The following is a 16,287-nucleotide window of genomic DNA, read 5'->3' as shown; positions in this document are numbered from 1 at the left end:
TAGCTCTCAGGCCCGCGCCTCACCAGCGGCTTCACCCGCGGCGACGGCGGGGAGGCGCTGCGAGCGCGGCTCGACCAGCCGGATGAACGCGCTGAGCTCGCCCACCCCGGCCGGCGTCGTCGGCAGGAACTCGGTCAGCTCCGGCGAGTGCACCAGGTACGCCGCCCACTTCGCCCGCGAGATCGCGACGTTGAGCCGGTTCTTCATCAGCAGGAAGGACATCCCGCGCGGCACGTCGGCCGCCGACGACGCGGCGAGGCTGACGATCGCAACGGCGGCCTCCTGGCCCTGGAACTTGTCGACCGTCCCGACCCGCACCTGCGGGAAGCCGGCCGCGTCGAGCAACTCGCGCACCTCGGCGAGCTGCGCGTTGTACGGGGTCACCACGATGACGTCGTCCTGGCCCAGCGGCGCGTCCTCCACGCCCGCGTCGGGGTCGCTCCAAGAGCGGCCGATCAGGTCGTCCACGATGCGGACGACGGCCGCGGCCTCCTCCGGCGAGGCCGTCGCGTTGCCGCTGTGCTCCACCGGGACCGGGTGCAGGCCGGGCTCGACGCCGCCGAGCTCCCGGTCGCGGGCGCTCGGGTAAGCGTGCAGCCTGCCCTCGTACGACAGCCGGGACACCGACTCCGCCAGAGCGGGGTGCATCCGGCGGCTCTCGGCGAGGAAGTAGCCGAGCTCGGCCGGGAGCACGTCGTGGCCGGCGCTCACCCAGCCGAGGGCGGAGCCGTCCACCGGCTCGGGATGGCTGCCCTGGCTCACCTGCGGGAGCTGCTGCGGGTCGCCGAGCAGCAGCAGGTTGCGCGCCGCCACGCCGACCGCGATGGTCGACGCGAGCGAGAACTGGCCTGCCTCGTCGATCACGAGCAGGTCCAGGCTCCCGCGCGGGATGCGCGCGGCGTTGGCGAAGTCCCAGGCCGTGCCGCCGAGGACGTAGCCGCGCCCCTCGCGCTCGGCCGCGAACTCCAGGTGCCCGTTCCGGCGCAACGGCGTGAATCGAGACGTCTTGGCCGAACCGCTCGGCACCTTGCCGACCAGAGCGGGGTCGAGCCCGGTGTCCACGACGCGGTCGAGCAGGTTCTCGACCACCGCGTGCGACTGCGCGACCACGCCGACGCGCCAGCCGTGCGCGGCCACGAGACGGGCGATCACGTGGGCTCCCAGGTAGGACTTGCCGGTCCCGGGAGGCCCCTGCACCGCCAGGTACGAGGAGTCGAGGTCTAGCAGGCTGGCGGTGACGGCGGCGATGCGCCCGCTGCCGTCCTCCGGCCCCTCGGGCGCCAGCGCGCCGGACCGCGTGCGCGGCGGGGTGCGCCGCAGCAGGTCGACGGTGGCGTTCACCGGCCAGCGGTCCTGCTGGCGCGCCGCCAGCAGGTCCGTGCCCCACTCGCGGACCGCTTCGGCGAGCGGGCGCGTGTTGGGCGGCGGCGCCGGGGTGAGCGCCATCGGGAGGTGCGGGTACGCCTCCACGTCCTCCGGCAGCGTCTCGCGCACCAGCACCGAGCCGTCGTCGGCGACCGCGATCACGGCCGCGCTGCGCACCGTGCGCGCGCCGGGCTGAGCGCGCAGCAGCCGGAACGGTCCGGGGTACTCGTAGAGCAGGAACGGCCCGGAGTTCTCACTCACCCGGATCGCGCTGCCCGCGCCCCACTGGCCCGACAGCTGCAGCTCGCGCCGCTCGACCCGCTGGCCCTCGTCCAGATACCAGTCGCGCACTACCTGAACGGACTCCACCACCAGCACGTCGCGGGTGTCGGCCCACTCCTCCACCGGCTGGATGAGCCGGGAGAAGTGGCTCTGCCAGAAGCTCTTCTGCTCGCGCCGGTGGAAGTCGATCGCAGCCGCGGCGAGCGCCACCGCCTCCCGGTCGGGCGTGCGGTGCGGGTCCAGCGGGTCGCCGGCGAACCCGAGCAGGCCGGCGCGCAGCGGGGACTCCTCCGGCGCCGGCTCCGGCTCCTCCAGCGGCGCGGCGCCGATCGGGACGCCGGCCTCGGCGGCGCGGGCGAGCAGCCAGTCGCGGAGGCGGAGCGTGGACACGCAGTCGTAGCGGTTGTAGTCGCCGAGCGCGTCGAGCAGCGGCTGGGCCTCGTCGAAGCGGCCGAGCGCGATCAGGTCGCGCGCGTTCGCGTACTCGGTGATGGAGTCGGCGCCGTTCGTGACCTCGCTCTGCCGCAGCTCGGTGCCCATGTAGAGCGGCTCCAGCTTCTTGATCGAGTACGACCGCGAGCCGACGCGCACCGACTTGCGCACGAGCGGGTACAGGTCGACCATCACGTTGTCGCGCAGCAGGCTGTCCACCTCCTCCTCGCCGACGCCGTGCCGGGCGGAGATCGACAGCAGGTGGGTCTGCTCGTAGGCCGCGTAGTGGTAGATGTGCATGCCGGGATACGCGGCACGGCGCTCGCGGATGAACTCCAGGAAGCGCTCCAGCGCCACGCGCTCCTCGGCGAAGTCGTGCGCCCAGAACGCGGTGAACCTGGCGTCCTGGTCGACCATCCCGAACAGGTAGTCGAGGTTCCAGCGCTCGCCCGCGCCCTCGGTGTAGAGCGGGTCGCCCTCGAAGTCGAAGAAGATGTCGCCGGGGTCGGGCTCGGGGAGGACGGCGAGCACCGGGGCATTGAAGACGCGCACCGGCGGCGGCGCGCCCTCCACGGCCTCCAGCTGCAGCCTGGCCTGCTCGCGCAGCCCGGACAGCGTGCCGTCGGGGATGCCCTCGACCGGCCCCGTGGAGGCGGCGAGCGCGTCGATGGTCGTGATGCCCGCCGCTGCCAGCCGCTCGCGCTGGGTGACGCGCATCCCGGCGACCAGGAGGACGTCGCGGGCGGCGGTGACCTCCGCGTCGCAGGTGTCGCAGCGTCCGCAGACCGTGAACCGCGGGTCGCCCCACTGGACGGGCCCGGGGTCGGCGACGTGCGCGGCGATGATGTCGAGCAGCCGCGCGCGTCGCTTGCGGTAGACCGGCTCGATGTCGGACAGCCGGTGCTCGCTGACGGAGCCGTCGCCCAGCAGCAGCTCGACCGTGCCGTCGACATCCACGCCCGTGCGCCGGAGCTGCTCCGCGTAGGCCGCGAGCTGGAGCAGGGCTGTGACGCGGGCGCTCCGGGCGAGCTTGGAGTCCTGGACCCGGTAGCGGCCATCCGGCAGCCGCACGATGAAGTCGGCGAATCCGACGAACGACCCGTCGAAGAACGTGGCCTGGAAGACGACCTCACTGCCCCGCACGAACGCGTCCGCGGTGAGCCGCACCGCCTCCGCGAGGCTCTCGGCGGTCAGCGACTCGGGCCGCGCGATCTCCGCGACGCCGTCGCCGAACCCCTCGCGGTAGCGCTCCAGGATGTGGTGCTCCTGCTCGTCGCCCAGCCGCGACGAGCGCACGTACATCGGATCCTCGACCTCTTCGGTCTTCTCCAGCCGGCCCAGCTTGACGTCGAGCGTCCGCAGGAAGGCGAACTCGCACTTGGACGCCTCGGTCAGATCGCTGGCGCTGGTGACGATCACACCGTCGAGTAGGAACACACCGCTACGCTATCGGCCGCCGCCGACATCGCCGCCCGTGCCCGCGCCTCAGCCCTTCGCGGCCGCCTTCATCGCGCGCTTGTGCTCGCGCACCTTGGTGAGCGACTCCGGGGAGACGATGTCGGCCACCGAGCGGTAGCCCTCCGCGCCGTAGTCGCCCGCGGCCTCCCGCCAGCCCGGCGCCTGGAGGCCCTTCTGCTTGCCGAGCAGCGCCAGGAAGATCCGCGCCTTCTGGTCGCCGAACCCGGGCAGCGCCTTCAGCCGGCGCAGCACCTCCGCGCCGCTCGGGTCGCCCTGCGTCCAGATCGCCGCGGTGTCGCCGCCCCAGTCCTCCACGATCGCGGCGGACAGCGACTGCAGCCGGCCGGCCATCGAGCCGGGGAAGCGGTGCACCGACGGCGGCTGCTTCATCACCGCGACCAGCTCGTCCGGGTCGAGCGCGGCGATCCCCGCCGGGTCGAGCGAGCCGAGGCGGTCGCGCAGCTTCGCGGGGCCGGTGAACGCGGTCTCCATCGCGATCTGCTGGTCGAGCATCATCCCGACGAGCAGGGCGAACGGGGACTGGTCGAGGAGGGCGTCGGCTGCAGCGTCGCCGGTGATCGTGATGGGCATGGACTCATGCTCCCATCCGGCTCAGGCGACGAGCAACAGCACGCCCGCGACCGCCGACAGCAGCGCGAGCAGGAGGGCGACGCCCAGCAGCACGGCGTGCACCCGGAGGAAGGCCGTCGCGCGGCCGGCGGCGTCCCTGGCGCGCTGGTCGGACCGGACCCGGGCGAAGAAGCGCGGCCAGGCGATCACGTTGAAGACGGCGTTGAGGAACAGGACGAGAGCGGCGAAGACGGTCATGGTCCCACCAGCGTAGGCGGAACCGGCCGGCCGAACCGCTCGGCGATCAGCTCCAGCAGGGCGCGGGCCGCCGCTCCGGGGCGGGGATGCGCGAGCACGCTCAGCCGCCACTCCACGCCGGGCGTCAACGGGCGCAGGACCACGCCCTCCACCCGGTTGACCGTGAGCTCGGGGAGGGCGCCGACGCCGAGTCCCGCGGCCACGAACCGCGGGATCTCGCCCAGGTCGGACACCTCGGTCGCGACCTCGCGGGCGAGCCCCGCCGCGGCGAGCGCCCGGTCGAGCGCGACCCGGTTGCCGAAGCCCTCGCGCGCGTCCACCCAGCGCTCGGCGGCCAGCTCGGCGAGCGGGACGGCGGCGCGGCCCGCGAGCGGATGCCCCTCCGGGAGGACCGCCACGAACGGCACGTCGGCGAGCGGCAGCGCGATGGCGCCGGGCACCGGGTCGGGGAGGCCGTAGAAGGCGACGTCCAGCCGCCCCTGCCGGACGTCGTCCGCCAGCCCGGTGGAACCGCTCGGCGACGGCCCGAGCCGGAGGTCGACCCCGGGGTGCCTGCGGCGGAACTCGCCCATGATCCCGGGGAGGTCGATGGAGGTCAGGTTGGTGAAGATCCCGACGCGCACCACCCCGCGCAGCGCCCCGTCGCCCGCGGCGAGGTCGCGCAGCCGCTCGATGGACTGGAGGCCGGCGCGGGCCTCGGCGAGCGCGGCCTCCCCCGCGCCGGTGAGCGCGACCCCGTGCGCGTCGCGCTCGAACAGCCGTGCGCCGAGCTCGCGCTCCAGGGCAGCGACCCCGGCCGAGACGGTCGACTGGGCGGCGAAGACGCGCGCCGCCGCGCGGGTGAAGTTGAGCTCCTCGGCGACGGCGACGAAGTATTCGAGCTGGCGGGTGTCCATGCCCACCATCCTTTCGATCGTTCTGTCCGATCGCAAGGATTGATTGCTTTCGTTGGACACGATCGTGCGCCCGGGCGGAGGATGTGGGCATGTCGATGAAAGCCCCTGCCTCCCACCCGACCCCTGCGGCGACGCGCCCGGATACGCGTCCCTGGCGCCTCCGCCACGGCGCGGGATTCTGGATCATCGCCGCGGCCTTCCTCGCCGTCATGGCGTTCTCGACCATCCCGACGCCCCTGTACGCGCTGTACCAGCAGCGGGACGGCTTCCCGACCTGGATCGTCACGGTGATCTTCGCCGCGTACGCGGTCGGCGTGATCGCGAGCCTGTTCCTGATCGGCCACCTGAGCGACTGGGCCGGCCGGCGCCGGATGGTGCTGGTCGCGATCGTGCTGGAGCTCGTGGCGGCGGCGCTGTTCCTGGTCTGGAACGACGTGAGCGGCCTCATCGTCGCGCGCTTCCTCTCCGGCGTCGGCGTCGGTGCGCTCACCGCGAGCGCGACGGCCCACCTCGGCGAGCTGCGCTCGGTCGCCCGCCCGGACGAGGGGCCGCGCCTGGCGAGCACGGTCTCCACGGTCGTCAACACCGGCGGCCTGGCGCTCGGGCCGCTGATCGGCGGGGTGTTCGCGCAGTTCCTGCCCGCGCCGCTGCTGCTGCCGTACGCCGTGTTCCTGGTGATCCTGGCCGGCGCCGCGCTGGCGGTCGCGCTGGTGCCGGAGACGGTGGAGCGCGCGGAGGAGCGTCCCGCCTACCGCCCGCAGCGCATCTCGGTGCCCGCGGCCTCCCGCGGCGCGTTCTCGGCCGCCGCCGCCGCGGCGTTCGCGGGCTTCGCGGTCTTCGGGCTGTTCACGTCGCTCGCGCCGAGCGTGCTCGCCGGGACCTTCCACGTCGCGTCGCACCTCGTGGCCGGGGTGGTGCCGTTCTCGGTCTTCGCGGCGTCGGCGGTCTCCCAGATCGTGTTCGCCCCGCTGCGGTCGCGCACGGCGCTGATCGTGGCGACAGCGCTCGTCGCGGTCGGGCTCGCGGGGCTGGCGGTCGGCGTGCTGGGCGACTCGCTGCCGGTGTTCCTGATCGCGGGCGTGCTGGCCGGCGCCGGGGTCGGGCTGCTGTTCCGGGCGTCCATCCTCGTGGCCGGCTCGCTCGCGGCGCCCGAGCGTCGCGGGGAGGTGCTGGCGGCGATCTTCCTCGTCGCCTACATCGGGCTGGCCCTGCCGGTCCTCCTGGTCGGCGTCGCGCTCATCCTGTGGCCGCTCGTCCCGGTGCTCGTCGCCTTCGTCGCGATCATCGCCGTCCTCGCGGTCGTCGCCGCCCTCCGCATGCTCCCCACCGCCCCCTGACCCCGCCCCCAAACCGTCGAGTACGCGATAAATCGGGAGAAAACCGCCGAGTACGCGGATAATCTGCGTACTCGGCGGTTGGAGCCCGGTCAGGGGGCGGCGGTGAGCTGCACGCGGAGGGAGTCGACCCGGGTCGCGATCGCGTCGTCGGCGGCCCAGCGCTGCGCCAGCCGGGACAGGATGGCGTTCAGCTCCTCGGCCGTCAGCCCGGCGGCGAGCGTGAGCCGCACCACCAGCTCGTCCCCGGCGAGGCGGTAGCCCGGGTCGCCCGCCGCCAGCTCCACGTCGAGCACGCCGAGCTCGGATCCGATCGACGCCCGGAACGCCGCCAGCACGACGGGGTCGCGGTCGCTCGGCAGCCACGACTGGCCCTGCGCGAGCGCCCAGACCGCCGGGCGCCGCAGCACGAACTCGGTCTCGGAGGTGGGGTCGAGCACCAGGAGCTCGGTCTCCTCCGACGCGGCCGCGAGGGCCGCGCGCGGACCGGCCGCAGGCACCGGTCGCGCCTCCGGGTTCCAGGCCTGCATCGCCGTCACCGACGAGAAGACGGGGAGCACGCGGCGACCATCCGGAGCCGCGACGGTGACGATGGACAGCTCCTGCGTCTTATCGACCGCGAGTCCGGCGTCGCTTACGCCCTCCTCCCCCAGCTCGGCGACGAGCGGGATGAGGACGCGCACCGCGCGGACGGCGTCCACCACGGCCTCCGCGCCGACCTCCCCCGCGCGGAACGCGGCGAGCGCGCCGAGCAGCTCGGGCGGCGCCGACCCGTCGTCGTCGCCGAAGGGGTTGTCGTCGAACTCGCGCCCCTCCCACGGCTGGCCCGCGGAGTCACCGGCGGAGGCGGTGAACCCGGCGAGCGTCGCCGCGAACCCGGCCAGCCGGCCGGCGCCGGTGGAGGTGGGGCCGGGTGGAGTCGCGGAGGCGTCGCGCGGTTCCGGAGCGCCAGCCCAGCCTTCGCCCGGCTCCACGCCCTCCGTCGGCTCAGACGCCGGCGACATCCAACGCCTCCGCCAGGGTGAACGCCCCGGCGTAGAGCGCCTTGCCGACGATCGCGCCCTCCAGGCCCAGCGGCACCAGCTCGCGCAGCGCGGCGATGTCGTCGAGGCTGGAGATGCCGCCGGATGCCACCACCGGGCGCTCGGTGCGCTCCATCACCTGGCGCAGCAGCTCGATGTTCGGGCCCTTGAGGGTGCCGTCCTTGGTCACGTCCGTCACGACGTAACGGGCGCACCCGGCGTCCTCCAGCCGCGCCAGCACGTCCCACAGGTCGCCGCCGTCGCGCGTCCAGCCGCGGGCCGCGAGCGTCGTCCCGCGCACGTCCAGCCCGACCGCGATCGCCTCGCCGTAGCGGCCGATCACGTTCGCCGCCCACTCGGGGTTCTCCAGCGCGGCCGTGCCGAGGTTGACCCGGGTCGCGCCGATCGCCAGCGCGTGCTCCAGCGACGCGTCGTCCCGGATGCCGCCCGACAGCTCGATGTTGACGCCCTTGGTCTGGTGGATGACCTTCTTCAGGAGGTCGCGGTTGTCGCCCCGGCCGAACGCGGCGTCCAGGTCGACCAGGTGGATCCACTCGGCGCCGGCGTCCACCCATTCGGCGGCCGCGTCGACCGGGTCGCCGTAGCTGGTCTCGCTGCCGGCCTCGCCCTGCGTCAGCCGCACGGCCTTGCCGTCGGCGACGTCGACGGCGGGCAGCAGGACCAGCTTGGGCGTGTTCGTGAGTTCGCTCATGTCGTGTGTTTCCTCTGTCGGGGTCGTTCGGGTCCGCGTCGCGGAGGGAGTTCGTCGCTAGAGCGAGCCGATCCAGTTGCGCAGGAGTCTCAGCCCGGCCTCGCCGGACTTCTCCGGGTGGAACTGGGTCGCGCTGAGCGGCCCGTTCTCCACCGCGGCGATGAAGCGCGAGCCGTGCTCGGCCCAGGTCACCCGCGGCTGCGGGAACGGTCCGGTGGCCTCCAGCGTCCAGTCCTGCGCGGCGTACGAGTGGACGAAGTAGAAGCGCTCGTCGCGGATGCCGTCGAAGAGCACGGAGTCCTCCGGCGCCTCGACCGTGTTCCAGCCCATGTGCGGGACGACGTCCGCGCGGAGCAGGTCCACGGTCCCCGGCCACTCGCCCAGCCCCTCGGCTTCGGTCCCGTGCTCGACGCTGCGCTCGAACAGCACCTGCATGCCGACGCAGACGCCGATCACCGGCCGGCCGCCGGCGAGCCTGCGGTCGATGACCTCGTCCCCGTGCGAGCGGCGCAACGCGTCCGCGACCGCGGCGAACGCGCCCACGCCCGGGACGAACAGGCCGTCGGCCTCCTGCGCACGTCGGCGGTTGCCGGTGAGCTCCACGTTCGCCCCGGCGGCCTCCAGCGCCTTGACCGCGGAGTGGACGTTGCCTGTGCCGTAGTCGAAGACGACGACGTCGGGTGCGCTCACAGCGCGCCCTTGGTGGACGGGATGCCGGACACCAGCGGATCGAGCGCCTTCGCCTGCCGGAACGCGCGCGCGAACGCCTTGAACTCGGCCTCCGCGATGTGGTGCGGGTCGCGGCCGCCGACCACCGTGACGTGCACGGTCAGCCCGGCGTTGAACGCGATCGCCTCGAAGACGTGCCGCACCATCGACCCGGTGAAGTGCCCGCCGATCAGGTGGAACTCGAACCCAGCCGGCTCGCCGCCGTGCACCAGGTAGGGACGGCCGGAGATGTCGACCACCGCCTGCACGAGCGCCTCGTCGAGCGGGACGAGCGCGTCGCCGTAGCGGGAGATGCCGTCCTTGTCGCCGAGCGCCTTCCTGATGGCCTGGCCGAGCACGATCGCGACGTCCTCCACGGTGTGGTGCACGTCGATGTCGGTGTCGCCGCTCGCCCGCACCGTCAGATCGGTGAGCGAGTGCTTGGCGAACGCGGTCAGCAGGTGGTCGTAGAACGGGACCGACGTGTGGATGTCGGACGCGCCGGTGCCGTCGAGGTCGAGGCTGAGCTCGATGCTCGACTCACTGGTCGCGCGCTGAAGCTGGGCGGTCCGATTCGTCATGACTGCGAGCTTACCGATTGGGCGGAGGCTGCCACGGCTCCGGTCGGGCGGCCGAGCGCACGCAGCGCCTCCAGGAATGCCGTCGTCTCGGTCTCGGTGCCGGCGGTGACGCGCAGGTGGTTCGGGATGCCGACGTCGCGGATGAGCACGCCACGCTCCAGCAGCGCCTCGAACACCGCGTGCGGATCGTCCACGCCGCCGAACAGCACGAAGTTGCTGCCGCTGCGGTGCGGGAGATAGCCGAGCTCCGCCAGCTCCACCACGAGCCGGTCGCGCTGCGCCCGGATCTCGCCGACCATCGCGAGCATCTCGTCCGAGTGGGCGAGCGCCCCGAGCGCGGCGGCCTGCGTGATCGCGGACAGGTGGTACGGGAGCCGCACCAGCCGAAGCGCGTCGACCACGGCGGGATCGGCGGCCAGGTAGCCGACGCGCGCCCCCGCGAACGCGAACGCCTTGCTCATCGTGCGCGAGATCAGCAGTCGCTCGCGCCCCGGGAGCAGCGTGAGAGCGGACGGCTCGCCCTCCGGCATGAACTCGGCGTACGCCTCGTCCACGATCACGATGCCGCGCGCCGCGGCATAGACGGCCTCGATCGTGTCGAGCGAGAGCGGTGTCCCCGTCGGGTTGTTCGGCGAGCAGAGGATGACGATGTCCGGATCGTGCTCCCGCACGGCCGCCGCCGCCGTCTCCGCCGACAGCTCGAAGTCGGCGTCGCGCCCGGCCGCGATCCAGCTCGTCCCGGTGCCGGACGCCAACAGCGGATACATGGAGTACGTGGGAGCGAACCCGAGGAGGCTGCGCCCCGGCCCACCGAAGGCCTGAAGTATGTGCTGCAACACCTCATTGGACCCGTTGGCGGCCCAGACCTGTTCGGCCGTCAGCCCGTGCCCGAGGTAGCGAGCGAACGCTTCCCGCAACTCGGTGAACTCCCGGTCCGGGTAACGGTTCACCCCCGTCACCGCGACCGCGACCCGCGCAACGATATCCGCGGCGACATCCTCCGGCACCGGATGCGTGTTCTCATTCACGTTCAACGCGACGGGCACAACCTTCTGCGGCGCCCCATACGGCGTGCGCCCACGCAGGTCATCACGGATCGGAAGATCGGAAAGGGAGGTCACCCCTCAATGCTAACCAGCCACACTGAACGCTCCTGCCGTGTGACGCCCCGCGGCACCCCCGTCACACCGTCCCGCAAAAAGGAAAACGCACCCCAATCTCCTGCCGAACCCCCAACCACAGGAGATTCTGCAGCGTGTCGCGCGATTTCTCCTTCATGCGGTGGGCCAGGTGGCGGCGGGGCCGACCAGGCTGACGGCGGCGGCGGCCCGCCCTCTACTTCCCGTCGTACTGCGTCGGAATCGCCAGCTGCTGCCCCGGCGTCACCACAGCCGACGACAGCCCGTTCAGGTTCACCAGCTCCGCGATCACATCACGCGGGTCCGCGTTCGGCGCGATCCGCGACGCCACCGACCACAGCGAGTCCCCCGACTGCACCGTCACGTAGTGGAAGGTCACGTGCGCCTGCTCCCCCGTGGCCGCGGCACCTCCGCCGTTGAGCGCGAACACCATGGCCCCGATCACGATCGGCAGCGCGACGAGCATCGTCAGCACGGCTCGCCCGCGCCGCGTGAGCCGCAGCCGAACACGTCCAGCCGCCTGCACTCCACTCACCTGGGCGCCAGCCACCGGGGCGCTGTTCATCCCAACGTTGTGCATAACCACTGCGCTCATGTCGTGACCTCCAAAGGCTCCGGTCGAAGCTCTGTTCCGAATATATCTTCGAATGTTCGAGACCGCAATCCTCCTCCGGCCGAAAAAACTGGCATGTATTTCGAGACACACTCGAACACATGTTTGTCGGGCAGCCGTACTGTGGATACAGTTTCGATTGTCTGGACGTAAGACAACCAGGCACCACCGACATTCGGTTCCTCCGGGTGTCGGCGACGGTCACGAAGGGACGAGCGTGTCGAACGAGAACCAGGCTCCGCGCACGCGGCGCCGTAAGAACCTCAGCGAGAAGCAACTCGCCATCCTCGACGTGATCCAGCGTTCCGTGAGCACGCGGGGCTACCCGCCGAGCATGCGCGAGATCGGCGACGCCGTCGGCCTCTCCAGCCTCTCGTCCGTCACCCACCAGCTCAACCAGCTGGAGCTGAGCGGCTACCTGCGCCGCGACCCGAACCGGCCGCGCGCGCTGGAGATCCTCATCGACGTCCCGTCGGCCACGCCCGACTTCGAGAGCCAGACCCCGGTCGGCGACGCCGCGATGGTCCCGCTGGTCGGCCGCATCGCCGCCGGCGTCCCGATCACCGCCGAGCAGCAGGTGGAGGAGGTCTTCCCCCTTCCCCGCCAGCTCGTCGGCAACGGCGAGCTCTTCATGCTCAAGGTGGTCGGCGAGTCGATGATCGACGCCGCCATCTGTGACGGCGACTGGGTGGTCGTCCGGGCGCAGAACACCGCGGAGAACGGCGACATCGTCGCGGCCATGCTGGACGAGGAGGCCACGGTCAAGGTGTTCCGCCAGCGCGACGGCCACACCTGGCTGCTCCCCCGCAACTCGAACTTCGAGCCGATCCTGGGCGACTTCTCGACCATCCTCGGCAAGGTCGTCGCCGTCCTCCGCACCGTCTGACACACGCCGCGATTCGTGCCGAATGGCGCGTTAGCCGCGGCCGGAGTCGCCATTCGGCACAAATCGCGGCGCGGTCACGCCCACCCCAACTCCTGGAGGCGGGCGTCGTCCAGGCCGAAGTAGTGGCCGATCTCGTGGACGAGGGTGATGCGCACGCGGGCGCGGAGCTGCTCGACCGTCTCGCAGCTCGCCTCGAGGTTGTTCCGGAACAGCGTGATCCGGTCCGGGAGCTCGCCGAACCCGTAGACCCCGCGCCGGGTCAGCGGATGCCCGGTGTACAGCCCGTACAGCCGCGGCCGCGCGCCCGGCGGCTGGTCCTGGATGATGATCGCCACGTTCTCCAGCGGCCGCACCATGTCGTCCGGCAGGCCGTCGAAGACGTCGTCCACCAGCCGCTCGAACTCGTCGTCCGCAATGCGCACCATGCGCTCATCATCCCCGAACCGACGAAGGCCGCGCTGCCCCGTCCGCGCACAGCGGAAAGGACAGCGCGGCCGAGCCGGCAGGGGCGATCAGGCCGTGACGCCCACGCGCTCCCGGACGTCGCGCGTCGCCGCGAGGATGTTGCGCAGCGACGCCACCGTCTCGTCGTAGCCGCGCGTCTTGAGCCCGCAGTCCGGGTTCACCCAGAGCTGACGGCCCGGGATCGCACTGAGCGCGGTCTCCAGCAGCTCGGTGACCTCGGCGACCGACGGCACGCGCGGCGAGTGGATGTCGTAGACGCCCGGGCCGATGCCGTGCTCGAAGCCGGAGCGCTGGATGTCGTGGACGACCTCCATCCGGCTGCGCGCGGCCTCGATGCTGGTCACGTCCGCGTCCAGGTTGCGGATCGCGTCGATGACCACGCCGAACTCCGAGTAGCAGAGGTGCGTGTGGATCTGCGTCGCGTCCGCCACCCCGGAGGTCGCGAGCCGGAACGACCCCACCGACCAGTCCAGGTAGGCGGCCTGGTCGGCGCGCTTGAGCGGCAGCAGCTCGCGCAACGCCGGCTCGTCCACCTGCACGACGCGGATGCCCGCGGCCTCCAGGTCGGCGATCTCGTCGCGCAGCGCGAGCGCCACCTGGCGCGCGGTCTCGCCGAGCGGCTGGTCGTCGCGGACGAACGACCAGGCGAGGATCGTGACCGGCCCGGTCAGCATTCCTTTGACCGGCTTCTCGGTCAGCGTCTGGGTGTAGGTCGACCAGTCCACCGTGATCGGCTTCGGCCGGGACACATCGCCCCACAGGATCGACGGGCGCGTGCAGCGCGACCCGTACGACTGCACCCAGCCGTTGCGGGTGACCGCGAACCCGTCCAGGTTCTCGGCGAAGTACTGCACCATGTCGTTGCGCTCCGGCTCGCCGTGCACGATGACGTCGAGGCCGATCTCCTCCTGGAGGTCGACGACCCGCTTGATCTCGGCCTGCATGCGGCCGAGGTACTCCGCCTCGTCGATGACGCCCGCGACGAGCTGGGCGCGCGAGCGTCGGATGTCCGCGGTCTGCGGGAACGACCCGATCGTGGTGGTCGGCAGGAACGGCAGGTGCAGCGCCTCGTCCTGCGCCGCCTGCCGCGCGTTGTACTCGCCGCGGCGGAAGTCCGCCCGGGTCAGCGCGGCCTCCCGCGAGCGCACGGCGTCGACGCGCACGCCCGGGGCGGAGGCACGGTCGGCAAGCGCCGCCGTCGCCGCCGTGAGCTCGTCCTGCACGGCCTCGTGGCCGTCCACGATGCCGCGCGCCAGCACCGCGACCTGACCGACCTTCTGGTCGGCGAACGCGAGCCAGGTCTTCAGGCGCGCGTCGAGGTCCGGCTCGTCGTCCACGTCGTGCGGGACGTGCTGCAGGGAGGTGGAGGTCGACACCGCGACGTCCGGGCTCAGCGAGAGCAGCTCGGTCAGCGTCCCGAAGGCCGCCTCCAGGTCGCCGCGCCAGATGTTGTGGCCGTCGATCACGCCGCCGACGAGCGTCTTGCCGGCCAGCGCGGTGCGGGTGGCGGCGTCGAGCCCGACCGGGATGCTCCCCCGCACCAGGTCGAGGGAGATCGCCTCCACCGGCGACACGGCGAGCGCGGGGAGGGCATCGTCCAGGCTGCCGTACGGCGCCGCCACGAAGATCGCGGGCCGCTCGGCCGCACCGCCCAGCTCGGCGTACGCGGCACGGACCGCCTCCAGCACCTCGGTGCGCGGCTCCTCGATGCTCTCGGAGACGAGCGCGGGCTCGTCGAGCTGTACCCACGGCGCGCCGGCGGCGGCCAGGCGGCCCAGCAGCTCGCGGTAGACCGGCAGGAGGTCGGCGAGGCGCGACAGCGGACGGAAGCCTTCCGGCGCCTCGTCGCTCGGCTTGCTCAGCAGCAGGAAGGTCACCGGGCCGACGATCACCGGGCGGGTGACGAACCCGGCGGCGCGGGCCTCCTCGAACTCGCGCACGATGCGGTCGGACGCGAGCCGGAAGGCCGTCTCCGGGCCGAGCTCCGGCACGAGGTAGTGGTAGTTGGAGTCGAACCACTTGGTCATCTCCAGCGGGGCCTTTTCGCCCTCGCCGCGGGCGATCGTGAAGTAGCCGGCCAGGTCGACCGAGCCGTCCGCCGCGGCGAGGTCGGCGAACCGGGACGGGATCGCGCCGACGGTCACGGCGGCGTCGAGCACCTGGTCGTAGAAGCTGAAGCTCTCCGGGATCGCGGCGTCGTCGCGGCCGAGGCCGAGCGCGGCGAGCCGCTCCCGGGTGGTCGCGCGCAGCCCGGCGGCCGTGGCCTCCAGCTCCTCGGCGGTGGTCTGCCCGGCCCAGAACGCCTCGACGGCCTTCTTGAGCTCACGGCGCCGGCCGATGCGCGGGTAGCCGATGATGGTGCCCACCGGGAAGGCGGTACGGGTGGTGGTGTCGGTCATGCGGGGTCGCCTGCTTTCTGCGAGGGGGTGGAGGTGGTGGATGAGGTCGGGTCCAGCAGCCCCACCCTCTCGAGGACCGAGAGGACGGCGGCGTGCTGGTTGAACGTGTAGAGGTGGATGCCGGGGGCGCCCCCGTCGAGCAGCCGCTGCGCCAGGCGCGCGGTCCACTCGATGCCGAGCTCGCGCCTGCCCTCCTCGTCCGGCTCGACCTCCAGCTGGATGGCGAGGTCGCTCGGGAGGTCCTCGCCGCTGAGCTCCAGCATCCGCGCCAGGCGCGCGGGCGAGGTGACCGGCATGATGCCGGGGAGGATCGGGAAGGTCACGCCCGCGTCCTTGGCCTTCTGCGCGAACGAGAGGTAGTCCTCCGCGTGGAAGAAGAGCTGCGTGATCCCGAGGTTCGCGCCCGCCGCCTGCTTGGAGAGGAGGGCGTCGATGTCCTGCGACACGGTGCGGGACGGGTGCCCGTGCGGGAACGCCGCCACCGCGATCTGCACGTGCTCGCGGTGCGAGAGCACGGCCTGCGCCCGCAGTCCCGGGACGGGGAGCGCGTCGTAGGGGACGCGCTCGGCCTGCACCCGGTGGATGAGCTGCACGAGCTCCGCGGAGCTCTTGATGTCGCCCAGGCCGTCGTCCCCGGGCGCGAGGCCCGCGGGCGGGTCGCCGCGCACGGCCAGGAACCGCCGGATGCCGGCGTCCAGGAACTCCCGGATCAGCCGGTTCGCCTCGGAGTGCGTGGACCCGACGCAGGTCAGGTGCGCCATCGGGCTGACGTCGGTCTGCTCCAGGATGTAGCGCAGCACCTCCAGCGACGACGAGCGCGACGAGCCGTTCGCTCCGTAGGTCACCGAGATGAAGTCGGGACCGGCGGCGGCGAGGCGGTCGATCGTCGCGGGCAGCGCGGCCGCGGCGCGTTCATTGCGCGGCGGATACAGCTCGAATGAGAACCGCGCGTCGGTACAGTCCATGATTCCTCGGGTGTCGATCAGCGTCACAGGCGGGCTCCTCCGGTCGACGTCGGGAACGTCGAATGGGAGGGGCGGGCGGGTGCCGGGCTCGGCTGTCGCACCACGTCAGCGGTCGCCCGCTTCGGTTGTGTAGGCACAGTAACAACGACGAAGGCCGGGCGGAAGCCGCTGCGTCATCTAGTGACACAGTGGTTCCGCCCGG

The 16,287-nt window shown here is 72.4% G+C and carries 15 protein-coding genes; 2 read left to right on the top strand and 13 right to left on the bottom strand.

Annotated elements, in window-relative coordinates; translation table 11 throughout:
• Positions 1 to 6: 6 nt before the first annotated feature.
• Genes ABCS02_RS05775 through ABCS02_RS05760 form a run of 4 tightly spaced genes read right to left on the bottom strand, consistent with a single transcriptional unit; the run spans position 7 to position 5,261 of the window.
• Complete coding sequence (locus tag ABCS02_RS05775; protein WP_345834640.1) at positions 7 to 3,516, bottom strand: TM0106 family RecB-like putative nuclease; 3,510 nt, start codon at positions 3,514 to 3,516, stop codon at positions 7 to 9.
• A gap of 48 nt (positions 3,517 to 3,564) precedes the next feature.
• Positions 3,565 to 4,128 carry an HhH-GPD-type base excision DNA repair protein gene (locus tag ABCS02_RS05770; protein WP_345834639.1) on the bottom strand — a complete coding sequence of 188 codons (564 nt, stop codon included), beginning with the start codon at positions 4,126 to 4,128 and terminating at the stop codon, positions 3,565 to 3,567.
• A gap of 21 nt (positions 4,129 to 4,149) precedes the next feature.
• Complete coding sequence (locus ABCS02_RS05765; protein ID WP_345834638.1) at positions 4,150 to 4,365, bottom strand: hypothetical protein; 216 nt, start codon at positions 4,363 to 4,365, stop codon at positions 4,150 to 4,152.
• Positions 4,362 to 5,261, bottom strand: coding sequence for a LysR family transcriptional regulator (locus ABCS02_RS05760; protein ID WP_345834637.1), 900 nt, complete (start codon positions 5,259 to 5,261; stop codon positions 4,362 to 4,364). The genes ABCS02_RS05765 and ABCS02_RS05760 overlap by 4 nt, the downstream gene beginning before the upstream one ends.
• A gap of 89 nt (positions 5,262 to 5,350) precedes the next feature.
• Here ABCS02_RS05760 and ABCS02_RS05755 point away from each other — a divergent pair, with 89 nt between their 5' ends.
• The gene (locus tag ABCS02_RS05755; protein ID WP_345834636.1) at positions 5,351 to 6,598 is read left to right on the top strand and encodes an MFS transporter; all 1,248 of its coding nucleotides are present in this window, start codon (positions 5,351 to 5,353) and stop codon (positions 6,596 to 6,598) included.
• Positions 6,599 to 6,687: 89 nt separating this feature from the next.
• Here the strand turns inward: ABCS02_RS05755 and ABCS02_RS05750 are convergent, their stop codons facing one another.
• The 6 genes from ABCS02_RS05750 to ABCS02_RS05725 all read right to left on the bottom strand — a co-directional run bounded on the left by ABCS02_RS05750 (position 6,688) and on the right by ABCS02_RS05725 (position 11,322).
• On the bottom strand, positions 6,688 to 7,599 hold the full coding sequence (locus ABCS02_RS05750; RefSeq protein WP_345834635.1) for an SseB family protein: 912 nt from the start codon (positions 7,597 to 7,599) through the stop codon (positions 6,688 to 6,690).
• On the bottom strand, positions 7,583 to 8,329 hold the full coding sequence (priA, locus tag ABCS02_RS05745; protein WP_345834634.1) for a bifunctional 1-(5-phosphoribosyl)-5-((5-phosphoribosylamino)methylideneamino)imidazole-4-carboxamide isomerase/phosphoribosylanthranilate isomerase PriA: 747 nt from the start codon (positions 8,327 to 8,329) through the stop codon (positions 7,583 to 7,585). The genes ABCS02_RS05750 and priA overlap by 17 nt, the downstream gene beginning before the upstream one ends.
• Positions 8,330 to 8,386: 57 nt before the next feature.
• Positions 8,387 to 9,019, bottom strand: a complete 633-nt coding sequence (gene hisH, locus ABCS02_RS05740) for an imidazole glycerol phosphate synthase subunit HisH (RefSeq protein ID WP_345834633.1) — start codon at positions 9,017 to 9,019, stop codon at positions 8,387 to 8,389.
• The gene (gene hisB / locus ABCS02_RS05735) at positions 9,016 to 9,618 is read right to left on the bottom strand and encodes an imidazoleglycerol-phosphate dehydratase HisB (protein WP_345834632.1); all 603 of its coding nucleotides are present in this window, start codon (positions 9,616 to 9,618) and stop codon (positions 9,016 to 9,018) included. Before hisB ends, hisH begins: the two co-directional genes overlap by 4 nt.
• Positions 9,615 to 10,739: a histidinol-phosphate transaminase gene (locus ABCS02_RS05730; RefSeq protein ID WP_345834631.1), complete on the bottom strand. Its 1,125-nt coding sequence runs from the start codon at positions 10,737 to 10,739 to the stop codon at positions 9,615 to 9,617. Before ABCS02_RS05730 ends, hisB begins: the two co-directional genes overlap by 4 nt.
• Positions 10,740 to 10,953: 214 nt before the next feature.
• On the bottom strand, positions 10,954 to 11,322 hold the full coding sequence (locus tag ABCS02_RS05725; RefSeq protein ID WP_345835176.1) for a LysM peptidoglycan-binding domain-containing protein: 369 nt from the start codon (positions 11,320 to 11,322) through the stop codon (positions 10,954 to 10,956).
• Between the two features lie 265 nt (positions 11,323 to 11,587).
• Between ABCS02_RS05725 and lexA the strand changes: the two genes are divergently transcribed.
• Positions 11,588 to 12,256: a transcriptional repressor LexA gene (gene lexA, locus ABCS02_RS05720; RefSeq protein ID WP_345834630.1), complete on the top strand. Its 669-nt coding sequence runs from the start codon at positions 11,588 to 11,590 to the stop codon at positions 12,254 to 12,256.
• A 74-nt stretch (positions 12,257 to 12,330) separates the two neighbouring features.
• Here the strand turns inward: lexA and ABCS02_RS05715 are convergent, their stop codons facing one another.
• The 3 genes from ABCS02_RS05715 to ABCS02_RS05705 form a co-directional block, all read right to left on the bottom strand.
• The gene (locus ABCS02_RS05715) at positions 12,331 to 12,681 is read right to left on the bottom strand and encodes a metallopeptidase family protein (RefSeq protein WP_345834629.1); all 351 of its coding nucleotides are present in this window, start codon (positions 12,679 to 12,681) and stop codon (positions 12,331 to 12,333) included.
• Between the two features lie 87 nt (positions 12,682 to 12,768).
• Complete coding sequence (gene metE, locus ABCS02_RS05710; RefSeq protein WP_345834628.1) at positions 12,769 to 15,120, bottom strand: 5-methyltetrahydropteroyltriglutamate--homocysteine S-methyltransferase; 2,352 nt, start codon at positions 15,118 to 15,120, stop codon at positions 12,769 to 12,771.
• Positions 15,117 to 16,112, bottom strand: a complete 996-nt coding sequence (locus tag ABCS02_RS05705) for a methylenetetrahydrofolate reductase (RefSeq protein WP_345834627.1) — start codon at positions 16,110 to 16,112, stop codon at positions 15,117 to 15,119. Before ABCS02_RS05705 ends, metE begins: the two co-directional genes overlap by 4 nt.
• Between the last annotated feature and the right edge of the window lie 175 nt (positions 16,113 to 16,287).

It is taken from the genome of Microbacterium sp. X-17, assembly GCF_039615055.1.
Note: the sequence above shows the minus strand (reverse complement) of the source record. Positions and strands in the feature narration are given on the sequence as shown.